The organism is Kitasatospora sp. NPDC057198, assembly GCF_042670125.1.
GTDB lineage: Bacteria > Actinomycetota > Actinomycetes > Streptomycetales > Streptomycetaceae > Kitasatospora.
Map to the genome: position 1 here is coordinate 1 of NZ_JBHUWH010000006.1, position 21,842 is coordinate 21,842.

Genomic DNA, 21,842 nt, shown 5'->3' on the forward strand with positions numbered 1-21,842 from the left:
GGCCCGGACCGCAGGTGCGGTCCGGGCCTTCGGCGTTCCTGCCCCCGGCCGGTACGCCATCCTGGTGTCCCCGGACGGCTTCGGCAGGGCGTTGGCGTCCTCCTACGCAGTGAGGTGTCCCATCGGCGGGAAGAGCGGATCGGCACTGGCCTCGTGGCTGCACGGTCTCGATGCTGCCGAACTGGAGCGAATCCTGGCGGCGCGCCCTGACAGCGTGTCGGCTCCGGAGCCGCGGACGGTCGGTGAACTGGAGGACCGTCTTCAGCGCCCGGCGTCAGTGGCGCTGGTCCTGCCCCGGCTCGCACTGCCGTGTCTGCAGTTGACGGAGGCCCTCGCCGCGCTGACGGCTGCGTCGCCGGACGAACTGGCGGCCCTGGTGGGGGCGCAGCACGGTGAGCGCGCCCGCGGATTCGCCGTCGCGCTGCAGGCACTGCTGGACTGCGCCCTGGTGTGGCCGGACGGCGACGGCCGGCTCCACATGGCGGCATTCCTGCGGAACGCGTGGACCTCGCCCCTGGATCTCGACGCACCGCTCGGGCAGCTGCTCGCGGGCTCGAACTCCGACGAGTTGGGCCGGATGCTGGCGAAGCTCGGCGTCAAACCCGCGGCCGACCGGAAAGAGCAGCGGCTGGCAGCGCTGGTCGAACAGCACGGCGATCCGGATCGGGTGGCCGCGTTGGTGGCCAAGGCGCCCGCGGCCACCCGCGAGCTCCTCGAGCGGTACGCACGAAACGCTCCGAAGCAGCCGGGCTCCATCCTGTTCGGGACGCCGCAGGCCGACGCCGAGCCCGGCGAACAGTGGGCGGTCGAGCGGGGGCTGCTGATCCGGGACCGGTACCGCTACGGGCCCGCCCGGATGCCCGCCGAGGTGGCGCTCGCCCTGCGCGGCCCCGACTGGCAGGCCCCGTTCGCACCCGTCCCGCCCGAGGTGCGTTCCGTCCCCGCCACCGGCCCGGACGTCGAACGGGAAGCCGTGGCCGCCTCCATGGCGTTCGCCGCCCACGCCGTGTCCGTCCTGGCGGCGTGCGCCGCCGCCCCGCCGGCCCGGCTCAAGGCCGGCGGGGTCGGCGCCCGCGAGCTGTCCCGGATCGGAAGGGCGGCACAGTGCGACGAGGTCCCGGTGCGCCTCGTGCTGGAGACGGCGGGCGCGGCCGGGCTGCTGGCCCGGGACGGCGACCGGGTCACGGCGACCGCCGCGTACGACACCTGGGCCGAGAAGGAGCCCGCGGACCAGTTCGCGGTGCTGCTCCGGGCCTGGTGGACGCTCCCGCTGACCCCTGGCGGGAGCCGCGACGAGAGCGGGAAGGCGCTGCCGGCCCTCGCCGGGGCACCGCCCTGCGAGGACTGCGTCCAGGCCCGGCGCGGGCTGCTCACGGCCGCGTCGCAGCTCCCGGCCGGCGAAGGCGCGGCAGAGCCGGCGGACCTCGGGGAGCTGCTGGCGTGGCTCCACCCGCTCGTCGACGAACTCCCCCAGGACGCAACGCCGTTCGCCACCCTGGTCAGGGAGACGGAACTGCTCGGCGCACTCGCCCTCGGGGCGGTGTCCCCGATCGGGGCGGCCCTGCTCGCCGACGGCGCCGAGGCGCTGACCGACACCTGCCGGCGTCTGCTGCCCGCCGCCAGCGGGACCGCCCGCTTCGGCAGCGACCTCACGGCCGTGGTCGCCGGTACGCCGTCGGCGCACCTCTGCGAGCTGCTGGACTCGGTCGCGGACCGGGAGAGCGCCAGTGCGGCGTCCGTATGGCGGTTCAGCCCGGGTAGCGTCCGCCGCGCCCTCGACGCCGGCCACACCCCGGACGCCCTCACCACCGACCTGGCCGCCGTCGCCGTCGAACCGCTCCCCCAGCCGCTCTCGTACCTGATCCGCGACACCGCACGCAGCCACGGCCGGGTACGGGTCGTGGCCGCGGCCTGCGTGATCCACGGCCAGGAACCCGCCCTCCTGGCCGAACTGGCCGCCCACCGCGGGCTCGTGCACCTCGGCCTGCGACAACTGGCACCGACGGTGCTGATCAGCCGCACCCCGGCGGACGGGACACTCGCCGCGCTGCGCGCCGCGGGCTACGCCCCGGTCGAGGAGGAGCCCGACGGATCCGTCCGGATCGAACGGGCCCGACGCCACCGCGCGGCGGGCCCGGTCCCGCCCCCGCGCCGTCCCGGTGGCAGGGCCCGCGCCCAGCGGACGGACGCCCGCACCGCGGACGCGGGGACGGCCGTCGACCTGCACGCCCTCGCCCGTCGGCTCCGGGACGCCCCGCAGGACCTCGCGGTGCCCGACCCGTACGACGGCCGCCCGTACGCGAGCGACACCGAGGAGATCATCGCCGAAACCGCACGCAACCTCTCCTTCACCGATGCCCGCCAGCTGGCCCACGCCGTCGACGAAGGGCGATCGATCACCATCGAGTACGTCGCCACCTCGGGCAGCACGACCGTCCGCACCCTCAGCCACCTCGAACTCGATTGCCCCTACCTCCACGCCTGGTGCCACCTGCGGGATGACGAGCGCGTGTTCACCCTCTCCCGCATCCACGGCGTGATGCCCGCGTAGCCCGGGAGGGGAGTTGAGGGCGAACCGGTCGGGCCCCGGCGGAGGGTGGTCATCGGGTCTCCGGGAGGAGGGAGCGGGAGCGAGAGCGCAGCACCGGCCAGCACCGGCCAGGGGGCGGAGGAGAGCGCGGCCAGCACCGTGTGGACGGCGAAGCCGGTGCGCAGCAGGCTCCCGGCGCCGAACCGGTCGGTGCAGGATCCGCACGGAGCCGTCCGCCATGAGGCCACGGAAGCCCGGCCGTGCCGCGGTGGTCGTCATCAGCGGAACCGCTCCGGCTCCGCGCGCTCCCGGGCCCGGGACAGTTCCCCCGCCGCGGTGAACGCCGCCCCCGGTAGGACCGCCTCGGCGAAGTCGCGGGGCACGCCGGGTATCGGACGTCGGAGGGCAGGGCGTGCAGGGCGTGGCCGAACTCGCGGAACGGGGTGGTGACTTCGGCCGGTTCGAGCAGGCGGGGGCGCAGGGGGCGACGAGGAAGGGGCCGGGCGGTGGGCGGCTCAGTGGTCGGGGTGGCCCGGCGGGTGGAAGCAGGCGGTGACGGTCTTGCCGCGTTCGTCGGCTTGGGCCCGCCAGTCGTCGGCGAGGGCGTCCACCAGGGCCATGCCGCGGCCGGACGTGGCACCGGGCCCGGCTTCGCGGGGGCGCGGCAGTTGCGGGGAGCCGTCGTGGACGCTGACGTAGAGGCAGCGGCCGTCCCAGGTCAGGACGAGGTGGGCGGCGCTGCGGGCGTGCAGGTGGGCGTTGGTGAGGAGTTCGGAGACGGTGACGAGCACGTCGTCGACGGTCCCGGCGGCGTACTCGGTCCAGCCGAGTTCCTCGAGGTGGCGGCGGGCCCACGCCCGGCCGGCCCGCACGCTGCTGGAGAGGGGGAGGGCGCGGGCCCAGCCCACCGCTTTCAGCGCTCCGCCGGGTGCTTCCGTGGCGCCTTCGCCGGGGCGCCCGCCGCTCTCCGGGGCACGGTCTCCCGGGGCGGGCGGCGGCTCGGCGTTCTCGGGTGTGTCGGGCCGGTCAGACATGTCGGTGGTGGTGCCTGGAGCCGGTGGCCGGCCGGTGGCGGACGAGGAGGGCGACCGATCCGTGGAGGGGGTCGGTGCCGGAGGCGGCCCTGCCTGGCGGGCCAGCGGGCAGGCCGATCGGTATCCGGGCGGGGACGCTCATGCGGTCCTCCTCCGTTCGCTGCCGGTGACGGGATCCGTCTTCGCCGTACCGGGGTTTTCAAACCACCCGGCGCCGGATTGCGGCAGCCTTTCGCGCCCGGCAGCCCTTCGCGCCCGGCCGCGCCTCTGCCCGGCCGCGCCTCTGCCCGGCTCCGGAGCGCACGCCTGTGATCGCCCTGCCCGAACAGCAGCAGGCAGCGGCAGGGCGGACCCGCGCCCCGGGCGTGCCGGACCGGCACAGCGCGCGGACGGGCAGGCGGACGGACGGACAGGCGGGCGTCAGAGGGTGAACATCCCGCGGTACGGCTCGGCGATGCGCTCCTGTCGTGATCCGAAGTCGACCAGGACCGCGCTGTCGCCCTCGGCGCCGATGACCCGGCCGAGGCCGTAGGCGTCGTGGGTGACTCGGTCGCCGACGGCGAAATGCTTGCGCGGGGCCTCGGCCTTGGCCTTGAAGGGGCTGGTGGGCAGGTGCCGGCGGACTGCTTCAGGCTTTTTCATCCAGTCCAGTATGCGCCTCGGAGCACGGGCGGCGCCCCCCTCTGACGGCTCGAATTCTGGATGCCCGAAATGCACGATGTGTCGAACGGCACTCCGTGCGGGGGCGCGGGCCCGGCCCGGCGCTCCAGGTCGTCCGCCGGGCCGGATCCGCCGCGTGACGGGCCAACTACCGTGAGCCACACGGGTGTTGGTGTACGGGTGGGTGCGGCACGGTGGTGCGGGCGGCGGCCGTCTCCGAAAATCCGGAGGAATCGCTCCTCCGTTCCGGGCCCGGGGCTGCTACAGTCGAAGCAGTTGCAGTAGTGGTTCCCATGAACTTTGTGTGCGCCTGCTGATGTGTCGCAGGCGCATTTCTGTTTTCCGGAGATCTTCCGGGCGGGCGCTCATCGCGGTGACTCGGTGCCCGTAACGTGCGGGTTCCGGAAGGTCCCTTGAAGGAGATTTTTTACATGGCTAATGGCACCGTGAAGTGGTTCAACGCGGAAAAGGGCTTCGGCTTCATCGAGCAGGAGGGTGGCGGCCCGGACGTCTTCGCCCACTACTCGAACATCAACGCCAGCGGCTTCCGCGAGCTGCTCGAGGGCCAGAAGGTCGAGTTCGACGTCACGCAGGGCCAGAAGGGCCCGCAGGCCGAGAACATTCGCCCGCTGTAGTTCCCACTGCCAGGGCAATCGCCTGGCAGCGAGGGGCCCGCGCCGCGCACTTGGTGCCCGGTGCGGGCCCTTCGGCTTTTGTGCCGCCGTACGAACCCGGTCGAACCCGGTCGCCCCCGGCCCGCCGCCCCGAGAAGGGTCTTCCCCATGAACCGCTCCAGCCGCTCCCCGCACCCGCACAGTCGGCCCGACGGTTCCGACCCCGCCCCGGACGGCCCGGTGGGCTCTGCTCCGGACGGCCCGGTCGACCCCGCTCCGGACGTTCCGGTGGGCTCCGCTCCGGACGGCCCGGTGGGTTCCTTCGAGGAGCTGGGCCTGCCGGGGGAGCTGCTGTCGCTGCTGGCCCGGAGGGGCGTCAGCACCCCCTTCCCGATCCAGGCGGCGACGCTGCCCAGTTCGCTGGCCGGCCGCGACGTGCTGGGGCGGGGCCGCACCGGCTCCGGCAAGACGCTCGCGTTCGGTCTCGCCGTGCTGGCCCGCACCGCCGGGCAGCGGGCCGAGCCGCGGTGCCCGCTCGCGCTGGTCCTGGTCCCGACCCGTGAGCTCGCGCAGCAGGTCACCGAGGCCCTCACCCCGTACGCCTACGCGGCGCGCCTGCGGATCGCCACCGCGGTCGGCGGGGTGCCGGTGCGCCGCCAGTCCCAGGTGCTGAACCGCGGCGCGGAAGTCCTGGTCGCCACGCCCGGCCGGCTGGGGGACCTGGTCGAGCGCAGGCTCTGCCGCCTGGACCGGGTGGCCGTCACCGTCCTGGACGAGGCCGACCGGATGACCGACCTGGGCTTCCTGCCCGAGGTCACCGCGCTCCTCGGGCAGGTCGCCGAGGGCGGGCAGACGATGCTGTTCTCCGCCACCCTGGACCGCCGCGTCGACAGCCTGGTGCGGCGCTTCCTGAAGGACCCGGTCACGCACGCGGTGGACCCCTCCGCGGGGGCGGTCAGCACGATGGAGCACCACGTGCTGCACGTGCGGAACGCCGACAAGGACGCCACGATCGCCCACATCGCCTCCCGCGACGGCCGGGTGATCGTGTTCACCGACACCAAGAGCGGCGCGGACCGCCTGGTCGAGTCGCTGCTCGCGCACGGCGTGCGGGCCGCGGCCCTGCACGGCGGCAAGTCCCAGCCGCAGCGCACCCGCACCCTGGAGCAGTTCCGCGGCGGCCAGGTGGCCGCGCTGGTCGCGACCGACGTCGCCGCCCGCGGCATCCACGTCGACGGCCTCGACCTGGTCGTCAACCTGGACCCGCCCGCCGACCACAAGGACTACCTGCACCGCGGCGGACGCACCGCCCGGGCCGGCGAGTCCGGCACCGTCGTCACCCTGGTCCTCCCCGGCCAGCGCCGCGGGACGGCCCGGATGATGGCGACGGCCGGCATCACCCCCGTCACCACCGAGGTCCGGGCCGGCGACGAGGAACTCGTCCGGATCACCGGCGCCCGCGTGCCCACCGGCGTGCCCGTCACCGTCCCCGACCCGGTCGTCGAGCGGCCCCGCCGGGCCCGGCCCGCCGGCCGAAGCCGGTACGGCCGCCCGCTGCCGGGCCGTTCGGCGACGGGGGCGGCGTCGAAGCCGTCCGCCCGGGGCGGCCGCTCAGCCGGCTGAGGACTCCCGGCGGGTGACCCGGGCGGCGAAGTCCTCGATTCCGTCGATGAGTGCCTCGAAGCGGAAGGAGTGGAAGAGGTCGAAGGCGTGGTGGGCGCCGGGGAGTTCGGCGTAGACGACGGGGGAGGCGGAGACGGCGCGCAGGGCGGTGACGAGGGCGCGGGGGTTGTCCGTCTCCACCAGTTCGTCGAGGTCGCCGTGGGCGATCAGGAAGGGGGGCGCGTCCGGGCGGGCGAGGTTGACGGGGGAGGTGGCCGGGTTCCCGTCGAAGTAGGTGCCGAGGAAGCCGTTGAGGGCGATGGCCGCGGTCACCGAGGTGTCGGCCTCCTCGAAGCCGGGCTGGTAGGCGGGGTCGTCGGCGGTGAGGGCGGCGAGCGCCGCCATGTGGCCGCCCGCGGAGCTGCCCGAGACGAACACCGCGGCCCCGGGGTGCGCGCCGTACTCGGCGGCGTGCTCGCGGGCCCAGGCGATGACCTTCTTCGCGTCGATCAGGTGGGCCGGGTGCGAGAAGGCGGGCCGCAGGCGGTAGTTGGCGCTGATGCAGACCCAGCCCTTGCTCGCGAGGCGGTACAGCAGCGGGAGGGACTGGGTGTCCTTGCGGCCCTGGTCGTAGTGGCCGCCGTGGAAGTGGATCAGCACGGGGCCGCCCTCGGGGCGGTCGCGGTGGTGGTAGACGTCCAGGAGGTTGCGGACGCCCGCGTCGCCGTAGCTGAGGTTCGCCACCCGCCGGACCTCCCGGCGGCGGCGGAAGACCGGCCGCAGCAGGATCCGGGCCAGCGGCGGGCGGTGTCGGGCGGCCGTGCCGGCGCCGAGCGCCTCGTCCAGGGCCCGTCCGACCACGGCCGCGGTGCGCATGCCGCGCCGGGCGACGACCGCGAGCCCGACAGCGGGGACGGCGGCCAGGGCGACGACGGCCCGGTCGGCCGTCGTGCTGATGTCGCCCTCCGCGAAGGCCAGGGCCGTCGCCGCCGCCAGGCCGTAGAGGGCGAGGAACGGCACCTCGTTGAAGACCAGCCCCAGCCGGTAGCTGAACCAGAACAGCGGGGCCGGCCCGCGGACCGGCACCAGGCAGAACACCGTGATCACGGTGGCCAGCACCACCGTCGTCAGATAACCCGCGGCCATCCGCACCACTCCCCGTTCGACACTCGGTCCGTCCACCCCGCCCGTGGCGTCCCGTCCGTCGTACCACGGGCGGGCGTCCCCGGGCCGGTGAACCGGGGAAGAGGAGGGGCCCGCGGGTCGAGGAGGCGACGGGCCGGTGCGCGGCGCGGGCGTACGATGCGCGGCGTGGAGGGGGAACGGGGACGGGACGTCGGGCCGCGCGTGGTGCGGGTGCTGGTGGTCGCGGTCGCTGCCGCGCTGGCTGCGGCGCACCTGTTGCGGGGGCTCGGGCGGGTGCCCGCGGAGCCGGTGGCGGGGGTGGCGGTGGTGGTCGGCTGCCTGGGGCTGGTGGCCTTGCAGTCGCGGCACCACCGGGCCTCCCCCGGGTGGGCGGGGTGGACGGCGGTGGAGCTGGCGGTCGCCCTCCTGCTGGTCGGTCCGCTCGGCGTCTCGGTCGGGCTGCTGTGCCTGCCCGCCGCCTCGCTGCTGCTGGAGCGGCGTCCGCTGCCGCTGGTCGGACTGGTCGCCGGGGCGGGGCTGGTCGAGGCCGTTCGGGGCGCGGGGCCGCGGGACGCCGTCGACCTGCTGCTGACGATCGCGCTCGGCGGCACCATGCTCTACGCCGTCACCACGCTCGCCCTGCTGGCGGACCGCGTCCGGGCCGCCCGGCTCGCCCTCGCCGCCTCGGCGGTCACCGACGAGCGGTTGCGGATCGCGTCGGGGCTGGCCGGGGCCCTGGACGACGGACTGGCCGGGATCCACCGGCTGACGGAGCGCCAGGACCCTTCGGTGCTGGACGAGTTGATCTCCTCGGCACGCCGGACGCTGGCGGCCGCCCGGGCCACCGCCGCCGAGCTGCGCAGCCTCTCGCTGGCCCCGGAGGCGGCGAGCGCCCGGGCGCTGCTGGCCTCCGCGGGCGTCGCGGCGGAGCTGCGGATCAGGCACCGCGAGCCGCTCGGCCCGGCCGGGACGGTGCTGGCGGCGGTGCTGCGCGAGGCGGTCACGGCGGTGGTGCGGGTCGGTGACGCCCGCCGGTGCGAGGTGGCGACCGAGGAGCGGGCCGGGCGGGTGGTGCTGCGGGTGGTGAGCGACGGCGTGCCGACGGCGGCGCTGGGCGCGGACCTGCTGGACGGCCTGGCGGAGCGGGTCCGGGCGGTCGGCGGCCGGCTGACGGCGGGCCTGGAGGCGGACGGGCGGTTCGCCGTGGAGGCGTCGGTGGCCGCGACGCCCGCCCCGCCGCCCGTGGACCCGCCCGAGCTGCGGACCGCGCTCGGCCTGTACTGGTTCCTGCTCGCCGTGTTCTGCGCCAAGGCGCTGATGTTCGTCCCCCCGGCACGGCTGGTCCTCGGCGTGCTGTGCGTGGCGGCGTTCTGCGCCTTCCAGGTCCGCTTCTCGATCCTGGACGCGACCCGGTACGCCCGCCCGGCCCTGCTCGTCTCGGCGGCGCTGGCCCTGCTGCCGCTGCCCTGGCTGGGCCGGAACTGGATCGGCGCGGCCGGGATCCTGGCCGGTTCGCTGCTGTTCGCGCTGCCGCTGCGGGCGGGTGCGGCGGCGGCCGGTGCGGTGGCGGTGGCCGCCGGGGTGATCGGCGGGGACGGCCCCGGGCCGGTGCTGCTGACCACCGTCAGCGCGCTGGTCACCTGCACGGTGGTGTACGCGGTACTGCGGCTGGTCCGGCTGGTGCGGGAGTTGCAGCGGGCCGCGGCCGGGCTGGTCCGGGCCGGGGTGGTCGCCGAACGCCTGCGCGCCGCACGGGACTTGCACGACCTGCTGGGGCACGGCCTGGCCGCGGTGCTGCTGAAGGCGGAGCTGGCCCGGCGGCTGGCGGACACCGATCCGCCGCGCTGCCGGGCCGAGTTGGCCGACATCGGACGGCTGGCCGAACGCGGACGGGACGAGCTCGGCGCGCTGGCGGGCGACGGCCCCCGGCTGGCCTTCGGCAGCGAACTCGCTTCGGCCGCGGCCGTGTTGGAGGCGGCCGCGATCACGGTGGAGCTGGAGGAGGAGCCGGTGCCGCCCGCGACGGGGGCGGTGCTGGGCGTGGTGCTGCGCGAGGCGGTGACCAACGTGCTGCGGCACAGCCGGGCCCGGCACGTCCGGATCGCCGTCTCGACGGCCGACGGCGCGGTGCGCCTGGAGGTGGAGAACGACGGCGTCCCGGACGGCGTCACCGCGCCGGGGTCCGGGATCGGCGGGCTGTCCGTGCGGCTCGCCGAGGCGGGCGGCACCCTGGCGGCCGGGCCGGACGACGGCTGGTACCTGCTGCGCGCCGAACTGCCGCTGCGCTGACCGGCGGGGCCGGGCGGGTCAGCCGGTCACAGCCAGCCCGCGTCCCGGGCGATCCGCACCGCGTCCGTCCGGTTGCGGGCGTTCAGCTTGCCGACGACGGCGGTCAGCACGTTGCGCACCGTGCCGGTGGACAGGTGGAGCCGGGCGGCGATCTCGGGCGGTTCGGCGCCCTCGGCGAGTTCGCGCAGGACGTCGTTCTCGCGCGGGGTGAGCGGGTTGTCCGCCAGGTCCCAGGCGACGACGGCCAGCGACGGGTCCAACACCCTTCCGCCGGAGGCGACTTGGCGGATGGCGGCGACCAGGTCGGCGGGCGGGGCGGTCTTCAGCAGGAAGCCGTCGACCTTGGCGTCCAGGGCCTTGCGCAGCAGTCCGGGGCGGCCGAGCGAGGTCAGCATAAGCGTCCGGCAGTCCGGCAGCCGCCGCTTCAGTTCGGCGGCCGCCTGCAGGCCGTCCAGCCGTCCGGGCATCTCGATGTCCAGCACCGCCACGTCCGGCCGGAAGACCAGCGCCCGCGGCAGCACGTCGTCGGCCGTGTCGGCCTCGGCCACCACCTCCAGGTCGGGCTCCAGCCCGAGCAGGGCCACCAGGGCGCCGCGCACCACGTGCTGGTCCTCGGCCAGCAGGAGTCTGATCATGTCCCGACCCTACCCGTGACGAGGTCACGGGTGGCGCGTGTTCCCGTCCCTGGGAAGGGAGTTCGCAGGTCGGCAGGCTGGAGGACATGAGCGAAGCGATCACGTTGGACGCCGTGAGCAAGGTCTACGGCAAGGGGCGGGGAGCGGTGGCCGCGCTGCGCGAGGTGACGGTGCGGCTGCCCCGGGGCGGCTTCACCGCCGTGATGGGGCCGTCCGGTTCGGGCAAGAGCACCTTCCTGCACTGCGCGGCGGGCCTCGACCGTCCGACCTCCGGCGCCGTACGGCTCGGCGGCACCGACCTGTCCCGGCTGAGCGAGACGCAGCTGACCGAACTGCGGCGCGAGCGGGCCGGGTTCGTGTTCCAGTCGTTCAACCTGGTCTCCGCACTGACGGTCGAGCAGAACATCACCCTGCCGCTGCGGCTGGCCGGGCGGCGGGCGGACGCCGGGCGGCTGGCCGAACTCGTCCGCCGGGTCGGTCTCCAGGAGCGCACCGGGCACCGGCCGGGGCAGTTGTCCGGCGGCCAGCAGCAGCGGGTGGCGATCGCCCGGGCGCTGCTGCCGGACCCCGAGGTGGTGTTCGCCGACGAGCCGACCGGCGCGCTGGACACCATGACCGCCCGCGAGGTGCTGGCCCTGCTGCGGCAGACCGTCGACGAGCTCGGCCAGACCATCGTGATGGTCACCCACGACCCGGTCGCCGCGTCCTACGCCGACGAGGTGCTGTTCCTGGCCGACGGCCGGGTCGCCGACACCATGACCGACCCGACCGCGGCGAAGGTCGCCGACCGGATGATCCGCCTGGGAGCGTGGAACCGATGATGCTGGGACTCGCCCTCGCCACCCTCCGGCACCGCAGGGCCGGTTTCACGGGCGCCTTCGTCGCCCTGTTCTGCGCCGCCGCGCTGGTCTGCGGCTGCGGGACGCTGCTGGTCACCGGCCTGTTCGGCACCGTCCGGCCGGAGCGCTGGGCGGCCGCGCCGGTCGTCGTCTCCGGCGACCAGGAGGTGCACGCCACCGTCGACAAGGGCAAGGGGAAGACCAAGGAGAAGGCCAAGCCGATCGCCGGACGGGCCTGGGTGCCGGCCGCCCTCGCCGAGCGCCTCGCGGCCCTGCCGTCGGTGAAGGGCGTGGCCACCGAGGTGACCTTCCCGGTGCTGCTGCCCGGCGGGCCCGCCGACGGCTCCTGGGGCCACGGCTGGGAGTCCGCGCCGCTGGCCGGGCTCACCCTCGCCGCCGGACGGGCCCCCGCCGCCGGGGACGAGGTCGTCCTGGACGCCGCCACCGCGGCCCGCACCCACCTGGCGCCCGGCGCCACCACCACCGCCCGGACCGCCACCGGGACGCTGGACCTGCGGGTGGTCGGCGTCACCGCCCAGGGGTTCGACAGCCAGGCCGCGGTGTTCTTCGCGCCCGACCGGGCCCGCGCGCTGGCCGGGCACGACGGCCTGGTCAGCGCGATCGGCGTCTTCCCGGCCGACGGGGCGTCCGCCGCCACCACCGCCGCCGACGTCCGGGCACTGCTGGCCGCCGCCCCCGCGACCAGCGCGGACCCGACCGGCCCCGCCGCGGTGGTCCACACCGGCGACGACCGCGGCCGGGCCGAGTTCCCCGACGCCGCCGGTGCCGGGGTGCGACTGGTCAGCACCGGCGCCGTGCTGGCCGGCACCTCGCTGCTCGTCGCGCTGCTCGTCGTGGTCGGCACCTTCGGCCTGTCGATCCAGCAGCGGCAGCGCGAGATCGCGGTGCTGCGGGCGGTGGCCGCCACCGGGAAGCAGGTCCGGAAGATGATCGGCGGCGAGGCGCTGCTGATCGGCCTGACCGCGGGCGTCCTCGGCGCCACCGCCGGTCTGCCGCTGGGCGGTTGGCTGCACGGACGGTTCGTCGCCCTGGGCGTCGTCCCGGCGAACCTGCCGGTCGTCCTCTCGCCCTTCGCGGTGCTGGTCGCCGCGGCCGCCACCCTGCTGGCGGGCTGGGGCGCGGCCCGGGTCTCGGCCCGGCGCGCCACCGGCATCAAGCCGGTCGAGGCGCTGGGCGAGGCGGAACTCAGGCCGCCGCGCCCGGGTGCGGTCCGGATCGGGTTCGGGATGCTCGCCACCGTCGGGGCCGCGGTGCTCACCGCGCTGCTGACCGTCCTGCACTCCGACCAGTCCTCGACGCCGGTCTGCTTCCTCGCCGTCCTGCTCTGGTGCACCGCGCTCTCCCTGCTCGGCCCGCTGGTGGCCCGCGCCGGGACGGCCGTCCTCGGCCTGCCGCTGCGGGCGTCCCGGGTCGGCGGGTACCTGGCCGTCCACCACCTGCGGGCCGGGGCGCACCGGCTGGCCTCGGTGGTGACTCCGCTGACCCTGCTGATCGCGATGGCCTGCACCGTCCTGTTCACCCAGACCACCACCGCCCACGCGGCCGCCGCCCAGCGCGAGCGCGGCACCACCGCCGACTTCACGGTCGGCCCGCGCGTCCCGGCCGACGCCGCCGCGGCCCTCGCCGCCGTCCCCGGCGTCCGGACCGTCACCCGCGTCCTGCACAGCCAGGTCCGGGACGGGCTGACCAGGCGCAGCGTCCAGGCGGTCACCCCCGGGCGACTGGCCGACACCCTCGACCTGGGCGTCACCGCGGGCGACCTCGACCGGCTGGCGGACGGCACCGCGGCGGCCGCCGAGGGGCTGGGCTACCGGCTGGGCCAGCGCGTCCGGCTGACCCTGGCCGACGGCACGCCGACCGAGGTCACGGTCGTCGCGCTCTACGCCCGCGGCCTCGGCTTCGGCGACCTCACCCTCGCGCACGACACCGTCGCCGCCCACGTCGACGTACCGCTGGACGACGAACTGCTGGTCCGCGGCGACGGGTTGACCCGATCGGCGCTCACCGCCGCGCTGCACGACACCCCCGGGCCCGGGGTGCTCGACCACGCCTCCGCCACGGCCGCGGCCGCCGCCGGGAACCGGACCGGCGCCCAGGTCGGCTACGTCTCGCTCGGGCTGATCGTCGCCTTCGTCGCGATCGCCGTCCTGAACACCCTCGCCATGGGCATCGTCGACCGCCGCGGGGAGTTCGCCGCGCTCGCCCTGATCGGTGCCACCCGCCGGCAGATCCGGCGGATGCTCGGCTGGGAGACCGCCGTCGCGGTCGTCCTCGCCACCGTGCTGGGCCTGGCCGTCGCCTTCGCGGTGCTCGGCGCGTACGCCGAGGGCATCACCCGCGGCACCGCCGGGGCCGCCGGGCCGCTCGCCGAACTCGCCCTGGTCCTGCTCGGCGCCACCGCCCTCGCCGCGCTGGGCACCTGGCTCCCCGCCCGCGCGGCGCTGCGCGGGGCCCGTCGCCGGGCGTGAGCAGGCAGCGCTCCGGCCCCGACCCCCGCAGGGGTCGGGGCCTCGGGGGCGGCGGAGGTCAGGCCGTGTAGGGGGTGTGCTCGCGGCCGGCCCGCAGGGTGCGGGCCCACCAGGTGAGCTGGTCGAGCATCCGCTTGGCGGCGCCGTTGGCGAGGGCGGTGTCGTGCGGCTGCCCGTCGGTGTCGAACTTCTCCCAGGCCATGTGGAAGCTGAGGCTGTCGCGGACGGTCGCGGCGTGCAGCTCGGCGAAGACCTGCCGCAGGTGCTCGACGGCGCGCAGGCCGCCGCCCATGCCGCCGTACGAGACGAAGGCGACCGGCTTGGCCTGCCACTGGCTGTAGTGCCAGTCGATCGCGGCCTTCAGCGGGGCCGGGTAGGAGTGGTTGTACTCGGGGGTGACGATCACGAAGGCGTCGGCGGCCGCGATCCGCGCGGTGACGGCCGCGACCCCGGGGGTGGGCTCGGTGCCCAGCCGGTGCGGAACGTCGGCGTCGGCGAGGTCGATCACGTCGACCTCGTACTCGCCGTACTCACGGGCCTGCTCGGTGAACCAGCCGGCCACGGTCGGGCCGAAGCGGTTCTCCCGGGTGGAGGCGACGATGACGGTGAGGTTCAGCGGGGCGGCGTGGTCGGTCATGGCGGGCTTCCCTTCGCGGTCGGGCCGCTCGCTGCGGCCTGGTCGACGCCGGGAACGCTACGGAGCCGGGCACCGGGCACACATCCGTCGAATGACCGGGTCCGGTACGGGGACGGCCCCCGGTCATCCGACGGATGTGCGGGGGCGGGGCCGGTTCCTACCGTCGGCGGCATGGACGACACGAGGCAGAACGGGCGGTCCGGGGCAGGCCGGAACGGAACGGAGCGGGGCGGACGGTCCGGGACGGGCCGGAGCGGAACGGAGCGGGGCGGGCGGCGGGCGCTGACCCTCGGGGTGGTGCTGCTGGGCATGCTCACCCTGGCGATGTCGATGTCCGGGACGACCGTGGCGCTGCCCGGGATCGGAGCCGAACTCGACGCCTCCGGGCCCGCGTTGCAGTGGGTGGTGACCGGCTACTTCCTGACCGCGTCGAGCTTCATGCTGGTGTTCGGGGCGCTCGGCGACCTGCTCGGACGGCGGCGCGTCTACCGGGCGGGAGCCGCGGTGTACGCGGCCGGGCTGGGGCTGAGCGCGCTCGCCCCGGACGCCTGGCTGCTGGACGCGGCACGGGCACTGGCCGGACTCGGCGCGGCGGGCGTGATGTCCGGCGGCGGCGCACTGCTCGCCTCCGCCTTCGAAGGACCGGCCCGCACCAGGGCGTTCGCGGCCTTCGGCACCACCGGCGGGGTGGGCCTGGCGCTCGGCCCGACGCTGACCGGCGCACTGGTCGGATCAGTGGGCTGGCGGGTCGCGTTCGGGCTGTTCGCGGCCGTCGGGGCGCTGATCGCGGGCGGCGCCGGCCTGCTCGCCGAGGTGCGCCCGGCCGGACGGGCCCGGCTGGACGCGGCGGGCGCGGCACTGTTCGTCGCGGGCCTCGGCCTGCTGATGGCCGGGGTCACCCAGGGGCCCGCCAACGGCTGGACCAACCCGCTGGTGCTCGCCGCGTTCGGCACCGCCCTGGGCCTGCTGACCGTCTTCGCGGTGCGGCAGACCCGGACCGCGCACCCCGTCCTCGACCTGACACTGGTGCGCGACCGCCGCTACCTGGCCTGGCCGATCGCCGGCCTGGCGGTGTCGATCGGCTTCGCCGGGTCGCTCACCTACCTGCCGACGTACTTCCAGGGCGTCGACGGGGCCACCGCCGGGCAGGCGGGCGCGACCATGCTGTGGCTGACCGCACCGGTCCTGGTCGCCCCGCTGCTCGGCGGGCGGCTGCTGACCCGGGGCGTGCCGGCCCGCGCCGTCATCGCGGCGGCGCTGGCACTGATCGCGGCCGGCAACGCCTGGCTGACCGTCCTGACGCCGGGCGCGGGCGCCGCCGTACTGGCCGGCCCGCTGCTGGCCATCGGCACCGGCGCCGGACTGGCCAACGGCATCATCGACGGACAGGCCATGAACCAGGTGGGCCCGGCCCGCGCCGGAATGGCCGCCGGATTCCTCAACACCGTCCGCAGCGGCGGCCAGGCGATGGTGATCGCCGCGCTCGGCGCCGCCCTGCTCACCCTGGTCACCTCCCGGGTCGGCTCCACGCAGGTGGCCGCCCAGGTCGTCGGCGGCCACCTGGTCAGCGACGAACCCGCCTTCCTCGCCCAGCAGTTCACCTCCGCCTGGCACGTCGTCCTGTGGACCGTCGCCGCCCTGGTCGGCACCGCACTGGCCACCGTCACCACCCTGCTGCGCACCGGCCGCGCCCGAACGGCCGCGAGCCGTCCGGTGGAGGCGACGGAGGCGACGGAAGCGGTGGAGGCGACAGAGGCGGCACGGGCAGCGGCGGCGGTGGAGGCATAAGGGACGGCGGGAGCGGCGCAGGGGCAAGGACGGCGCAGGGGCGAGGACGGCGCAGGCGCAGAGGGCGGCGCAGGGGCGAGGGAGCGGTGGGAGCGGTGGGAGCACGAACCGCCCTGTGACGCAGCGGTTCCGGCCGTCTCCGGCACCTCACCGTCACGTTGGCCGGCAGTTCACGCCCGACGGGCCGTACGGGCCGCCAACTAGGCTGTTTCGCATGCTGCATGGACGCACGACGGAGACCGCCGCGATCGACCGGCTGCTCGACGGGGCCCGCGAGGGGCGGGGTGGGGCCGTGGTGCTGCGCGGGGAGTTGGGGATCGGGAAGAGCGCCCTGCTGGCGTACGCCGCGCGGCGGGGTGAGCAGTGGGGCATGCGGGTGTTGCGCGGTTCGGGTGTCGAGGGCGAGGGTGAACTCCCCTTCGCCGGGCTGCACTTGCTGTTGGCCGAGGTGCTGGACCGGCTCGGGGCGCTGCCCGGGGCGCAGGCCGGGGCGTTGCGCGGGGCGCTCGGGTTGCAGGCGGAGGCGTCCTCCGGGGACCGGTTCCTGGCCGGGTTGGGGGTGCTCACCCTGCTGTCCGAACTCGCTTCGGAGCAGCCGGTGTTGGTGGTGGTGGACGACGCGCACCTGCTGGACGCGGAGTCGCTGCGGGTGCTGCTGTTCGTGGCCCGGCGGCTGGGCGCGGAGCGGGTGGCCGTGCTGCTGGCCGCCCGCGGGGGCCGGGGCGGGGGCGACGGTGACGGCCCGGACACGCCGGGGCTGCCCGAACTGCCGGTCGGGCCGTTGGACGCGGCGGCCGCGAAGCTGGTCCTGGCCTCGGCCGCGGGAGCCGACCGGCTGCCCGGACCGGCTCGGGCGCTGGTGCTGGAGGAGGCGATGGGCAATCCGCTCGCGCTGCTCGAACTGCCCGCCGCGCAGAGGAGGTCGGAGCACTACGCGTCCCCGTACGGGGTGGCCTGCCTACCCGCGCACAGCCGGCTGCTGCGCGCCTTCACCGACACGGTGGCGACGCTGCCGCCCGCCACCCGGACGGTGCTGCTGGTCGCGGCGGCGGACGAGCGGGGGCGGCTGGACACCGTGCTGGCCGCGGCCGGACGGCTGGGCGCCGGGCTGGACGACCTGGAGCCGGCCGAGCGGGCCGGGCTGGTGCTGGTCGAGGACGGGCGGGTCAGGTTCCGGCGTTCGGTGATCCGGGTCGCCGTCTACCAGGGGGCGGGCACCGCCCGGCAGGTCGCCGCGCACCGGGCGCTGGCCGAGGTACTGGCCGAGGTACTGGCCGAGGTACTGGCCGAGGCACTGGCCGGGGACCCGGCCGGGAACGCCCAGGACCCGGCGGAGAACGCCCAGGCCCCGGCGGGGGACGCCGAGGGCGATCCCGAGCTGCTCCGGCAGCGGGCCTGGCACCTGGCCTCCGCCGCGACCGGGCCGGACGCCGAGGCGGCCCGGCTGCTGGAGCGGAGCGCCGAACACGCCCGCGCCCGGGGCGCGTTCGACGCCGTCGCGGCCGCCTACCAGCGGGCCGCCGCGCTCACCGCCGACCCGTCCGAGCGCGGCCGCCGGCTCTTCGAGGCGGCGTCGGCGGCGGCCGATGCCGGACGGCTGGAGCAGGCCGACGGGTTGGCCCGCGAGGCCGGGCCGTACCTGGCCGACCCGGTGGGGCGGGCTCGGGCGGTCCGGTTGCGGGCCGTCGTCGCCGACGAGCAGGACCGCTCGCGCGACGCCCACGCCATGTTCACCGAGGCCGCCGGGGAGGTGGAGGCCGTCGATCCGGAGCTGGCCGGGTCCCTGCTGTTCCAGGCCGCGCAGGCCGCCTGGCACGCGAGCGACCAGCAGGCGATCGAGCGCAGCGCCGAACGGGCCGCCGCGCTCGCCCTGCCCGGTGCGGACCGGATCGCCGCGCTGGCCCGGCTGGCCGCCGGCCAGCACCGGTTGGAGCCCGCCGCGCTCGCCGACGGCGCCGACGCCGTCCGCGAACTCCTCTCCACCGTCAGCGGGTCGGACTCGCCGGCGGCGCTGCGCGAGCGCGTCCGGCTGGGCTGGTGGCACCTGTTCGACGGCCGGATCGACCAGGCCCACGACCTGGCGGTGGCGGTCGAGCGCCGCTGCCGGGAGACCGGGGCGCTCGGCGTGCTGGCGGTGACCCAGATGCTGCTGGCCCGCACCCAGTTGATGCTGGGCCGGCACCGCGACGCGTTCACCACCGCCACCGACGGGCTGCGCTCCGCCGAGGACGGCGGGCAGGCCCGGATCCGGGTCCACCTGAACACCGTGCTGGCCCACTTGGCCGCGCTGCGCGGCGACGAGGACGCCTGCCGGGCCCACGCCGAGGAGGCGCTGGCCCGCGGCCTCGCCCCGTCGACCGTGCACGCGGGCACCGCCCTGGCCGTCCTCGACCTGGGCCTGGGCCGCACCGAGGCCGCGCTGGACCGGCTGACCGCGCTCGCCGCGTCCCCCGACCGACAGGGCATCATCGCCGCCCTGCCCGACCTGGTGGAGGCCGCCGCCCGGCTGGACCGGCCCGAACGCGGCCGCACCGCCGAGGGCTGGTACCGGGAGCACGCCGCGCTCGGCGGGCAGCCCTGGGGCCGGGCGCTCGCGCTGCGCTGCCGCGCCCTGCTCACCGAGGACCAGGACACCGCCGCCGCCCACTACGAGGAGGCGCTGCGGCTGCACCAACTGGGCGGCGGCTCCCCGTTCGAGCTGGGCCGCACCCGGCTGCTGTACGGCGAACGGCTGCGCCGCCGGCGCCGCACCGCCGAGGCCCGCACCCAGCTGCGGGCCGCCCTGCACGCGTTCGAGCAGGTCGGCGCCACGCCCTGGGCCGAGCGGGCCCGCAACGAGCTGCGCGCCACCGGCGAGAGCACCGCCCACCCGGCCGGGCCCGGCCCGCTGGACCTGCTCACCCCGCAGGAGCTCCAGGTGGCCCGGCTGGCCGCGGAGGGCCTCAGCAACAAGGACATCGGCAGCCGCCTGTTCATCAGCCCCCGCACCGCGGGCTACCACCTCTCCCACACGTACGCGAAACTCGGGATCACCTCCCGCACCGAACTGGCCCGGATCGCCTTCTGAGCCGGGCGGGCGCGGGGAGGCCGGACACAGGAGGCGGCATGGCGGCGGACAGCAGATCCACCCAGCGGGCGGGGGTGCCCGAGCAGCGGGCGGACGCCGGACCGGACGGCGGACGGGTCGACGATCAGGCCGGCGGGTCACCGGTCGGGCCCTCGTCCGGAACGCCGTCCGGAACGCCGTCCGGGCCTCCGTCCGATCCGCCGGCCGACCCGCCGTCCGGGCCCCGGACCGGGCGGCGGGCCGGGCGGCGGGCCGGGCGGCGGGCGGGGCGGCTGGTGGCGGTCCTGGTGGGCGTCCTGGTGGTGCTCTGCCTGCCGCCGTGGTGGACGCTGCTCGCGGCGGGCACCGACTGGCCGCTGCCGGTGGTACTGGCGGGCACGGCCGTGCTGCTGGGCTGGGCGGTCGGCTTCCCGGTCCTGATGACCCGGGGCCACAGCCCGCGCACCCGCGACGACCGGGCGGCCCGGATCGCGGACACCAGCCTCGGCGTGGTGTGGGTGCTGTGGACCTGCTCGGTGCTGGGCGCCCTGGCGGACCTGCTGCTGGCCGCGGCCGGCGTCGGCGGCACCGGCCGGGCCCGGCTGGTCGCGGCGGCGGTCGTGCTGCTGGCCGCCGGCACGCTGGCGTGGGGCCACCACGAGGCGATGCGGGTGCCCCGGGTGCGGCGGCTGGACGTCCACCTGCCGCGGCTCGGTGCCGGGCTGGACGGCCTGCGGGTGGTGCTGCTGGCCGACACCCACTACGGGCCGATCGACCGGGCGGCCTGGTCGGCGGGCGTCACCGGGGTGGTCAACGGGCTGGACGCGGACGTGGTGGTGCACGCCGGTGACATCGCGGACGGCACGCCCGTCCAGCGCCGGGCCCAGTCCGCGCCGCTCGGGGCGGTCGAGGCCCGGCTGGCCCGGGTGTACGTGACCGGCAACCACGAGTACGGCAGCGAGGCCCAGGGCTGGCTGGACCGGATGACCGAGCTGGGCTGGGAGGCGCTGCACAACCGGCACGTGGTGGTGGAGCGCGGCGGCGACCGGCTGGTGCTGGCCGGGGTGGACGACGTGACCGCCGAGTCCTCCGGCCTCGCCGGGCACCGGACCGACCTGGACGGCGCACTGGCCGGGGCGGACCCGCGGCTGCCGGTGCTGCTGGTCGCCCACCAGCCCAAGTACGTCCCGCAGGCGGCGGCCGCCGGGATCGACCTGCAGTTGTCCGGGCACACCCACGGCGGCCAGATCTGGCCGTTCCGCTACCTGGTCCGGATCGACCAGCCCTCGGTGCGCGGCCTGAGCCGGCACGGGGAGCGGACCTGGCTGTACACCAGCGGCGGCACCGGATTCTGGGGGCCGCCGTTCCGGGTGTTCGCGCCGAGCGAGATCACCGTGCTGACGCTGCGCGCGGGCGACGGCGGGTAGCGGCGCGGGTTCAGCCCGCCGGGGTCCAGGACGGCGTCCAGGACGGCGTCCAGGCCCCGGCGGGGGTGGGGGCGGCGGTGGCCGCGGCAGCCAGGTGGGCGTGCAGGGCGGGCAGCGCGGGGTGCGGGTTGTCCCGGTGGTGCAGCAGCGAGTGCGGGTAGACCGGGACGGGGTCGACCACCGGGATCCGGCGCAGACCGTGACCGGTGGGCCAGACCAGCCGGGTGTCCTCGCCCATGAAGGTGGCCAGCGCGGGGGTGTCGGCGATGGTGTCGAGCAGCACGTCGGAGCCGAAGTTGGGCCCGGTCGACTCGATGGTCAGGCCGAACTCGCCCGCCAGCTCCGCGTAGTAGGCGGCCCACTCGCTGCCGGGCAGCAGGCCGGGCATCCAGATCCGGTGCCCGGCGAGCTCGGCCAGCGGCACGGCGCGGGCCGCGGCGAGGGCGTGCCCGGGGCCGGTGAGCAGGTGCAGCGGCTCGTCGAGGACCCGGGTGGCGGTGAGGTCCTCGGGCAGCGGACGGCCCGGCGCGGCGACGGCCCGAAAGGAGGCGTCGACGGTGCCGGAGCGGATCGCGGCGACCGCGCTGTCGATGTCCAGCAGCATGACGATGTCCAGCTCGACGCCCGGGTGGGTGCGGTGGAAGGCCCGCATCAGCCGGGAGGCCGCGCCGCGCGAGTTGATCACGTCCACCCGCAGCGGCCGGGCACCGGGCCGGACGGAGGCGGCGGCCCGGTCGGCGGCCCGCAACAACTCCCGGGCGTGCGGCAGGAACGCCTGCCCGTCGACGGTGGGTTCGGCCCCGCGCGGGGTGCGGGCGAACAGCCGGACGCCGAGGTCCCGTTCGAGCCCGGCGATCCGCTTGGAGACGGCCTGCTGGGTGATCGCCAGGTCGGTGGCGGCCTTCTGGAACTGGCCGGCCTCCGCGACGGCGACGTAGGTGCGCACGGCTTCGAGGTCCATGGCGGGCAGCCTACCGAACAACGGACGATTGTGGGACGGGCCCGTCAGCCGTGGTGGTGACCGCCCCTGCGGGCATTTCACACAACGGATGGTTGTGCACGGGCCGACTCGCAGTCGTCCGCACCCTCCGGCCGGACGGGCCCCGCACGACGTGCCGCCGGCCTCC

The 21,842-nt window shown here is 76.3% G+C and carries 15 protein-coding genes; 9 read left to right on the forward strand and 6 right to left on the reverse strand.

Going from position 1 to position 21,842, the window contains the following annotated elements; genetic code table 11:
* Positions 1-214 precede the first annotated feature (214 nt).
* The gene (locus ACFUEL_RS01430; protein WP_380233837.1) at positions 215-2,551 is read left to right on the forward strand and encodes a helicase C-terminal domain-containing protein; all 2,337 of its coding nucleotides are present in this window, start codon (positions 215-217) and stop codon (positions 2,549-2,551) included.
* Between the two features lie 494 nt (positions 2,552-3,045).
* On the opposite strand, the gene ACFUEL_RS01435 is transcribed toward ACFUEL_RS01430, so the two are convergent.
* Positions 3,046-3,564: an ATP-binding protein gene (locus ACFUEL_RS01435; protein WP_380233838.1), complete on the reverse strand. Its 519-nt coding sequence runs from the start codon at positions 3,562-3,564 to the stop codon at positions 3,046-3,048.
* Between the two features lie 420 nt (positions 3,565-3,984).
* On the reverse strand, positions 3,985-4,206 hold the full coding sequence (locus ACFUEL_RS01440; RefSeq protein WP_380233839.1) for a hypothetical protein: 222 nt from the start codon (positions 4,204-4,206) through the stop codon (positions 3,985-3,987).
* Between the two features lie 449 nt (positions 4,207-4,655).
* Here ACFUEL_RS01440 and ACFUEL_RS01445 point away from each other — a divergent pair, with 449 nt between their 5' ends.
* Positions 4,656-4,859 (forward strand): cold-shock protein, encoded by a 204-nt coding sequence (locus ACFUEL_RS01445; protein ID WP_030916923.1) that lies wholly within the window; start codon positions 4,656-4,658, stop codon positions 4,857-4,859.
* Between the two features lie 147 nt (positions 4,860-5,006).
* A complete protein-coding gene (locus ACFUEL_RS01450) occupies positions 5,007-6,461 on the forward strand; it encodes a DEAD/DEAH box helicase (RefSeq protein WP_380233840.1) in 1,455 nt (484 codons plus the stop codon).
* Here the strand turns inward: ACFUEL_RS01450 and ACFUEL_RS01455 are convergent.
* On the reverse strand, positions 6,450-7,586 hold the full coding sequence (locus tag ACFUEL_RS01455) for an alpha/beta hydrolase (RefSeq protein WP_380233841.1): 1,137 nt from the start codon (positions 7,584-7,586) through the stop codon (positions 6,450-6,452). The two genes, ACFUEL_RS01450 and ACFUEL_RS01455, sit on opposite strands and share 12 nt — an antisense overlap.
* Positions 7,587-7,751: 165 nt before the next feature.
* Here ACFUEL_RS01455 and ACFUEL_RS01460 point away from each other — a divergent pair, with 165 nt between their 5' ends.
* Positions 7,752-9,854 carry a histidine kinase gene (locus ACFUEL_RS01460; RefSeq protein WP_380233842.1) on the forward strand — a complete coding sequence of 701 codons (2,103 nt, stop codon included), beginning with the start codon at positions 7,752-7,754 and terminating at the stop codon, positions 9,852-9,854.
* A gap of 26 nt (positions 9,855-9,880) precedes the next feature.
* Here ACFUEL_RS01460 and ACFUEL_RS01465 read toward each other — a convergent pair whose 3' ends face one another.
* Entirely contained in the window at positions 9,881-10,489 is a 609-nt protein-coding gene (locus ACFUEL_RS01465; RefSeq protein WP_380233843.1) for a DNA-binding response regulator, read from the reverse strand.
* Positions 10,490-10,575: 86 nt separating this feature from the next.
* Between ACFUEL_RS01465 and ACFUEL_RS01470 the strand changes: the two genes are divergently transcribed.
* Both ACFUEL_RS01470 and ACFUEL_RS01475 read left to right on the forward strand, forming a co-directional pair.
* Positions 10,576-11,310 carry an ABC transporter ATP-binding protein gene (locus ACFUEL_RS01470; protein WP_380233844.1) on the forward strand — a complete coding sequence of 245 codons (735 nt, stop codon included), beginning with the start codon at positions 10,576-10,578 and terminating at the stop codon, positions 11,308-11,310.
* Positions 11,307-13,817 carry an ABC transporter permease gene (locus tag ACFUEL_RS01475; RefSeq protein WP_380233845.1) on the forward strand — a complete coding sequence of 837 codons (2,511 nt, stop codon included), beginning with the start codon at positions 11,307-11,309 and terminating at the stop codon, positions 13,815-13,817. Before ACFUEL_RS01470 ends, ACFUEL_RS01475 begins: the two co-directional genes overlap by 4 nt.
* Before the next feature lie 58 nt (positions 13,818-13,875).
* On the opposite strand, the gene ACFUEL_RS01480 is transcribed toward ACFUEL_RS01475, so the two are convergent.
* On the reverse strand, positions 13,876-14,454 hold the full coding sequence (locus tag ACFUEL_RS01480; protein ID WP_380233847.1) for an NADPH-dependent FMN reductase: 579 nt from the start codon (positions 14,452-14,454) through the stop codon (positions 13,876-13,878).
* Positions 14,455-14,625: 171 nt separating this feature from the next.
* Here ACFUEL_RS01480 and ACFUEL_RS01485 point away from each other — a divergent pair, with 171 nt between their 5' ends.
* From ACFUEL_RS01485 to ACFUEL_RS01495, 3 genes are all read left to right on the forward strand, one after another.
* Complete coding sequence (locus ACFUEL_RS01485; protein WP_380233848.1) at positions 14,626-16,242, forward strand: MFS transporter; 1,617 nt, start codon at positions 14,626-14,628, stop codon at positions 16,240-16,242.
* Between the two features lie 214 nt (positions 16,243-16,456).
* Positions 16,457-19,309, forward strand: coding sequence for a LuxR C-terminal-related transcriptional regulator (locus ACFUEL_RS01490; protein WP_380233849.1), 2,853 nt, complete (start codon positions 16,457-16,459; stop codon positions 19,307-19,309).
* 275 nt (positions 19,310-19,584) lie between these two features.
* On the forward strand, positions 19,585-20,715 hold the full coding sequence (locus ACFUEL_RS01495; RefSeq protein ID WP_380233850.1) for a metallophosphoesterase: 1,131 nt from the start codon (positions 19,585-19,587) through the stop codon (positions 20,713-20,715).
* A gap of 10 nt (positions 20,716-20,725) precedes the next feature.
* On the opposite strand, the gene ACFUEL_RS01500 is transcribed toward ACFUEL_RS01495, so the two are convergent.
* Positions 20,726-21,676: a LysR family transcriptional regulator gene (locus tag ACFUEL_RS01500; RefSeq protein WP_380233851.1), complete on the reverse strand. Its 951-nt coding sequence runs from the start codon at positions 21,674-21,676 to the stop codon at positions 20,726-20,728.
* Positions 21,677-21,842: the final 166 nt, after the last annotated feature.

Coding starts and splice junctions, on each gene's coding strand:
- ACFUEL_RS01490 (WP_380233849.1), top strand. CDS start 16,457: ATGCTGCATGGACGCACGACGGAGACCGCCGCGATCGACCGGCTGCTC.
- ACFUEL_RS01480 (WP_380233847.1), bottom strand. CDS start 14,454: ATGACCGACCACGCCGCCCCGCTGAACCTCACCGTCATCGTCGCCTCC.
- ACFUEL_RS01445 (WP_030916923.1), top strand. CDS start 4,656: ATGGCTAATGGCACCGTGAAGTGGTTCAACGCGGAAAAGGGCTTCGGC.
- ACFUEL_RS01450 (WP_380233840.1), top strand. CDS start 5,007: ATGAACCGCTCCAGCCGCTCCCCGCACCCGCACAGTCGGCCCGACGGT.
- ACFUEL_RS01470 (WP_380233844.1), top strand. CDS start 10,576: ATGAGCGAAGCGATCACGTTGGACGCCGTGAGCAAGGTCTACGGCAAG.
- ACFUEL_RS01500 (WP_380233851.1), bottom strand. CDS start 21,676: ATGGACCTCGAAGCCGTGCGCACCTACGTCGCCGTCGCGGAGGCCGGC.
- ACFUEL_RS01485 (WP_380233848.1), top strand. CDS start 14,626: ATGGACGACACGAGGCAGAACGGGCGGTCCGGGGCAGGCCGGAACGGA.
- ACFUEL_RS01440 (WP_380233839.1), bottom strand. CDS start 4,206: ATGAAAAAGCCTGAAGCAGTCCGCCGGCACCTGCCCACCAGCCCCTTC.
- ACFUEL_RS01455 (WP_380233841.1), bottom strand. CDS start 7,586: ATGGCCGCGGGTTATCTGACGACGGTGGTGCTGGCCACCGTGATCACG.
- ACFUEL_RS01435 (WP_380233838.1), bottom strand. CDS start 3,564: ATGTCTGACCGGCCCGACACACCCGAGAACGCCGAGCCGCCGCCCGCC.
- ACFUEL_RS01475 (WP_380233845.1), top strand. CDS start 11,307: ATGATGCTGGGACTCGCCCTCGCCACCCTCCGGCACCGCAGGGCCGGT.
- ACFUEL_RS01465 (WP_380233843.1), bottom strand. CDS start 10,489: ATGATCAGACTCCTGCTGGCCGAGGACCAGCACGTGGTGCGCGGCGCC.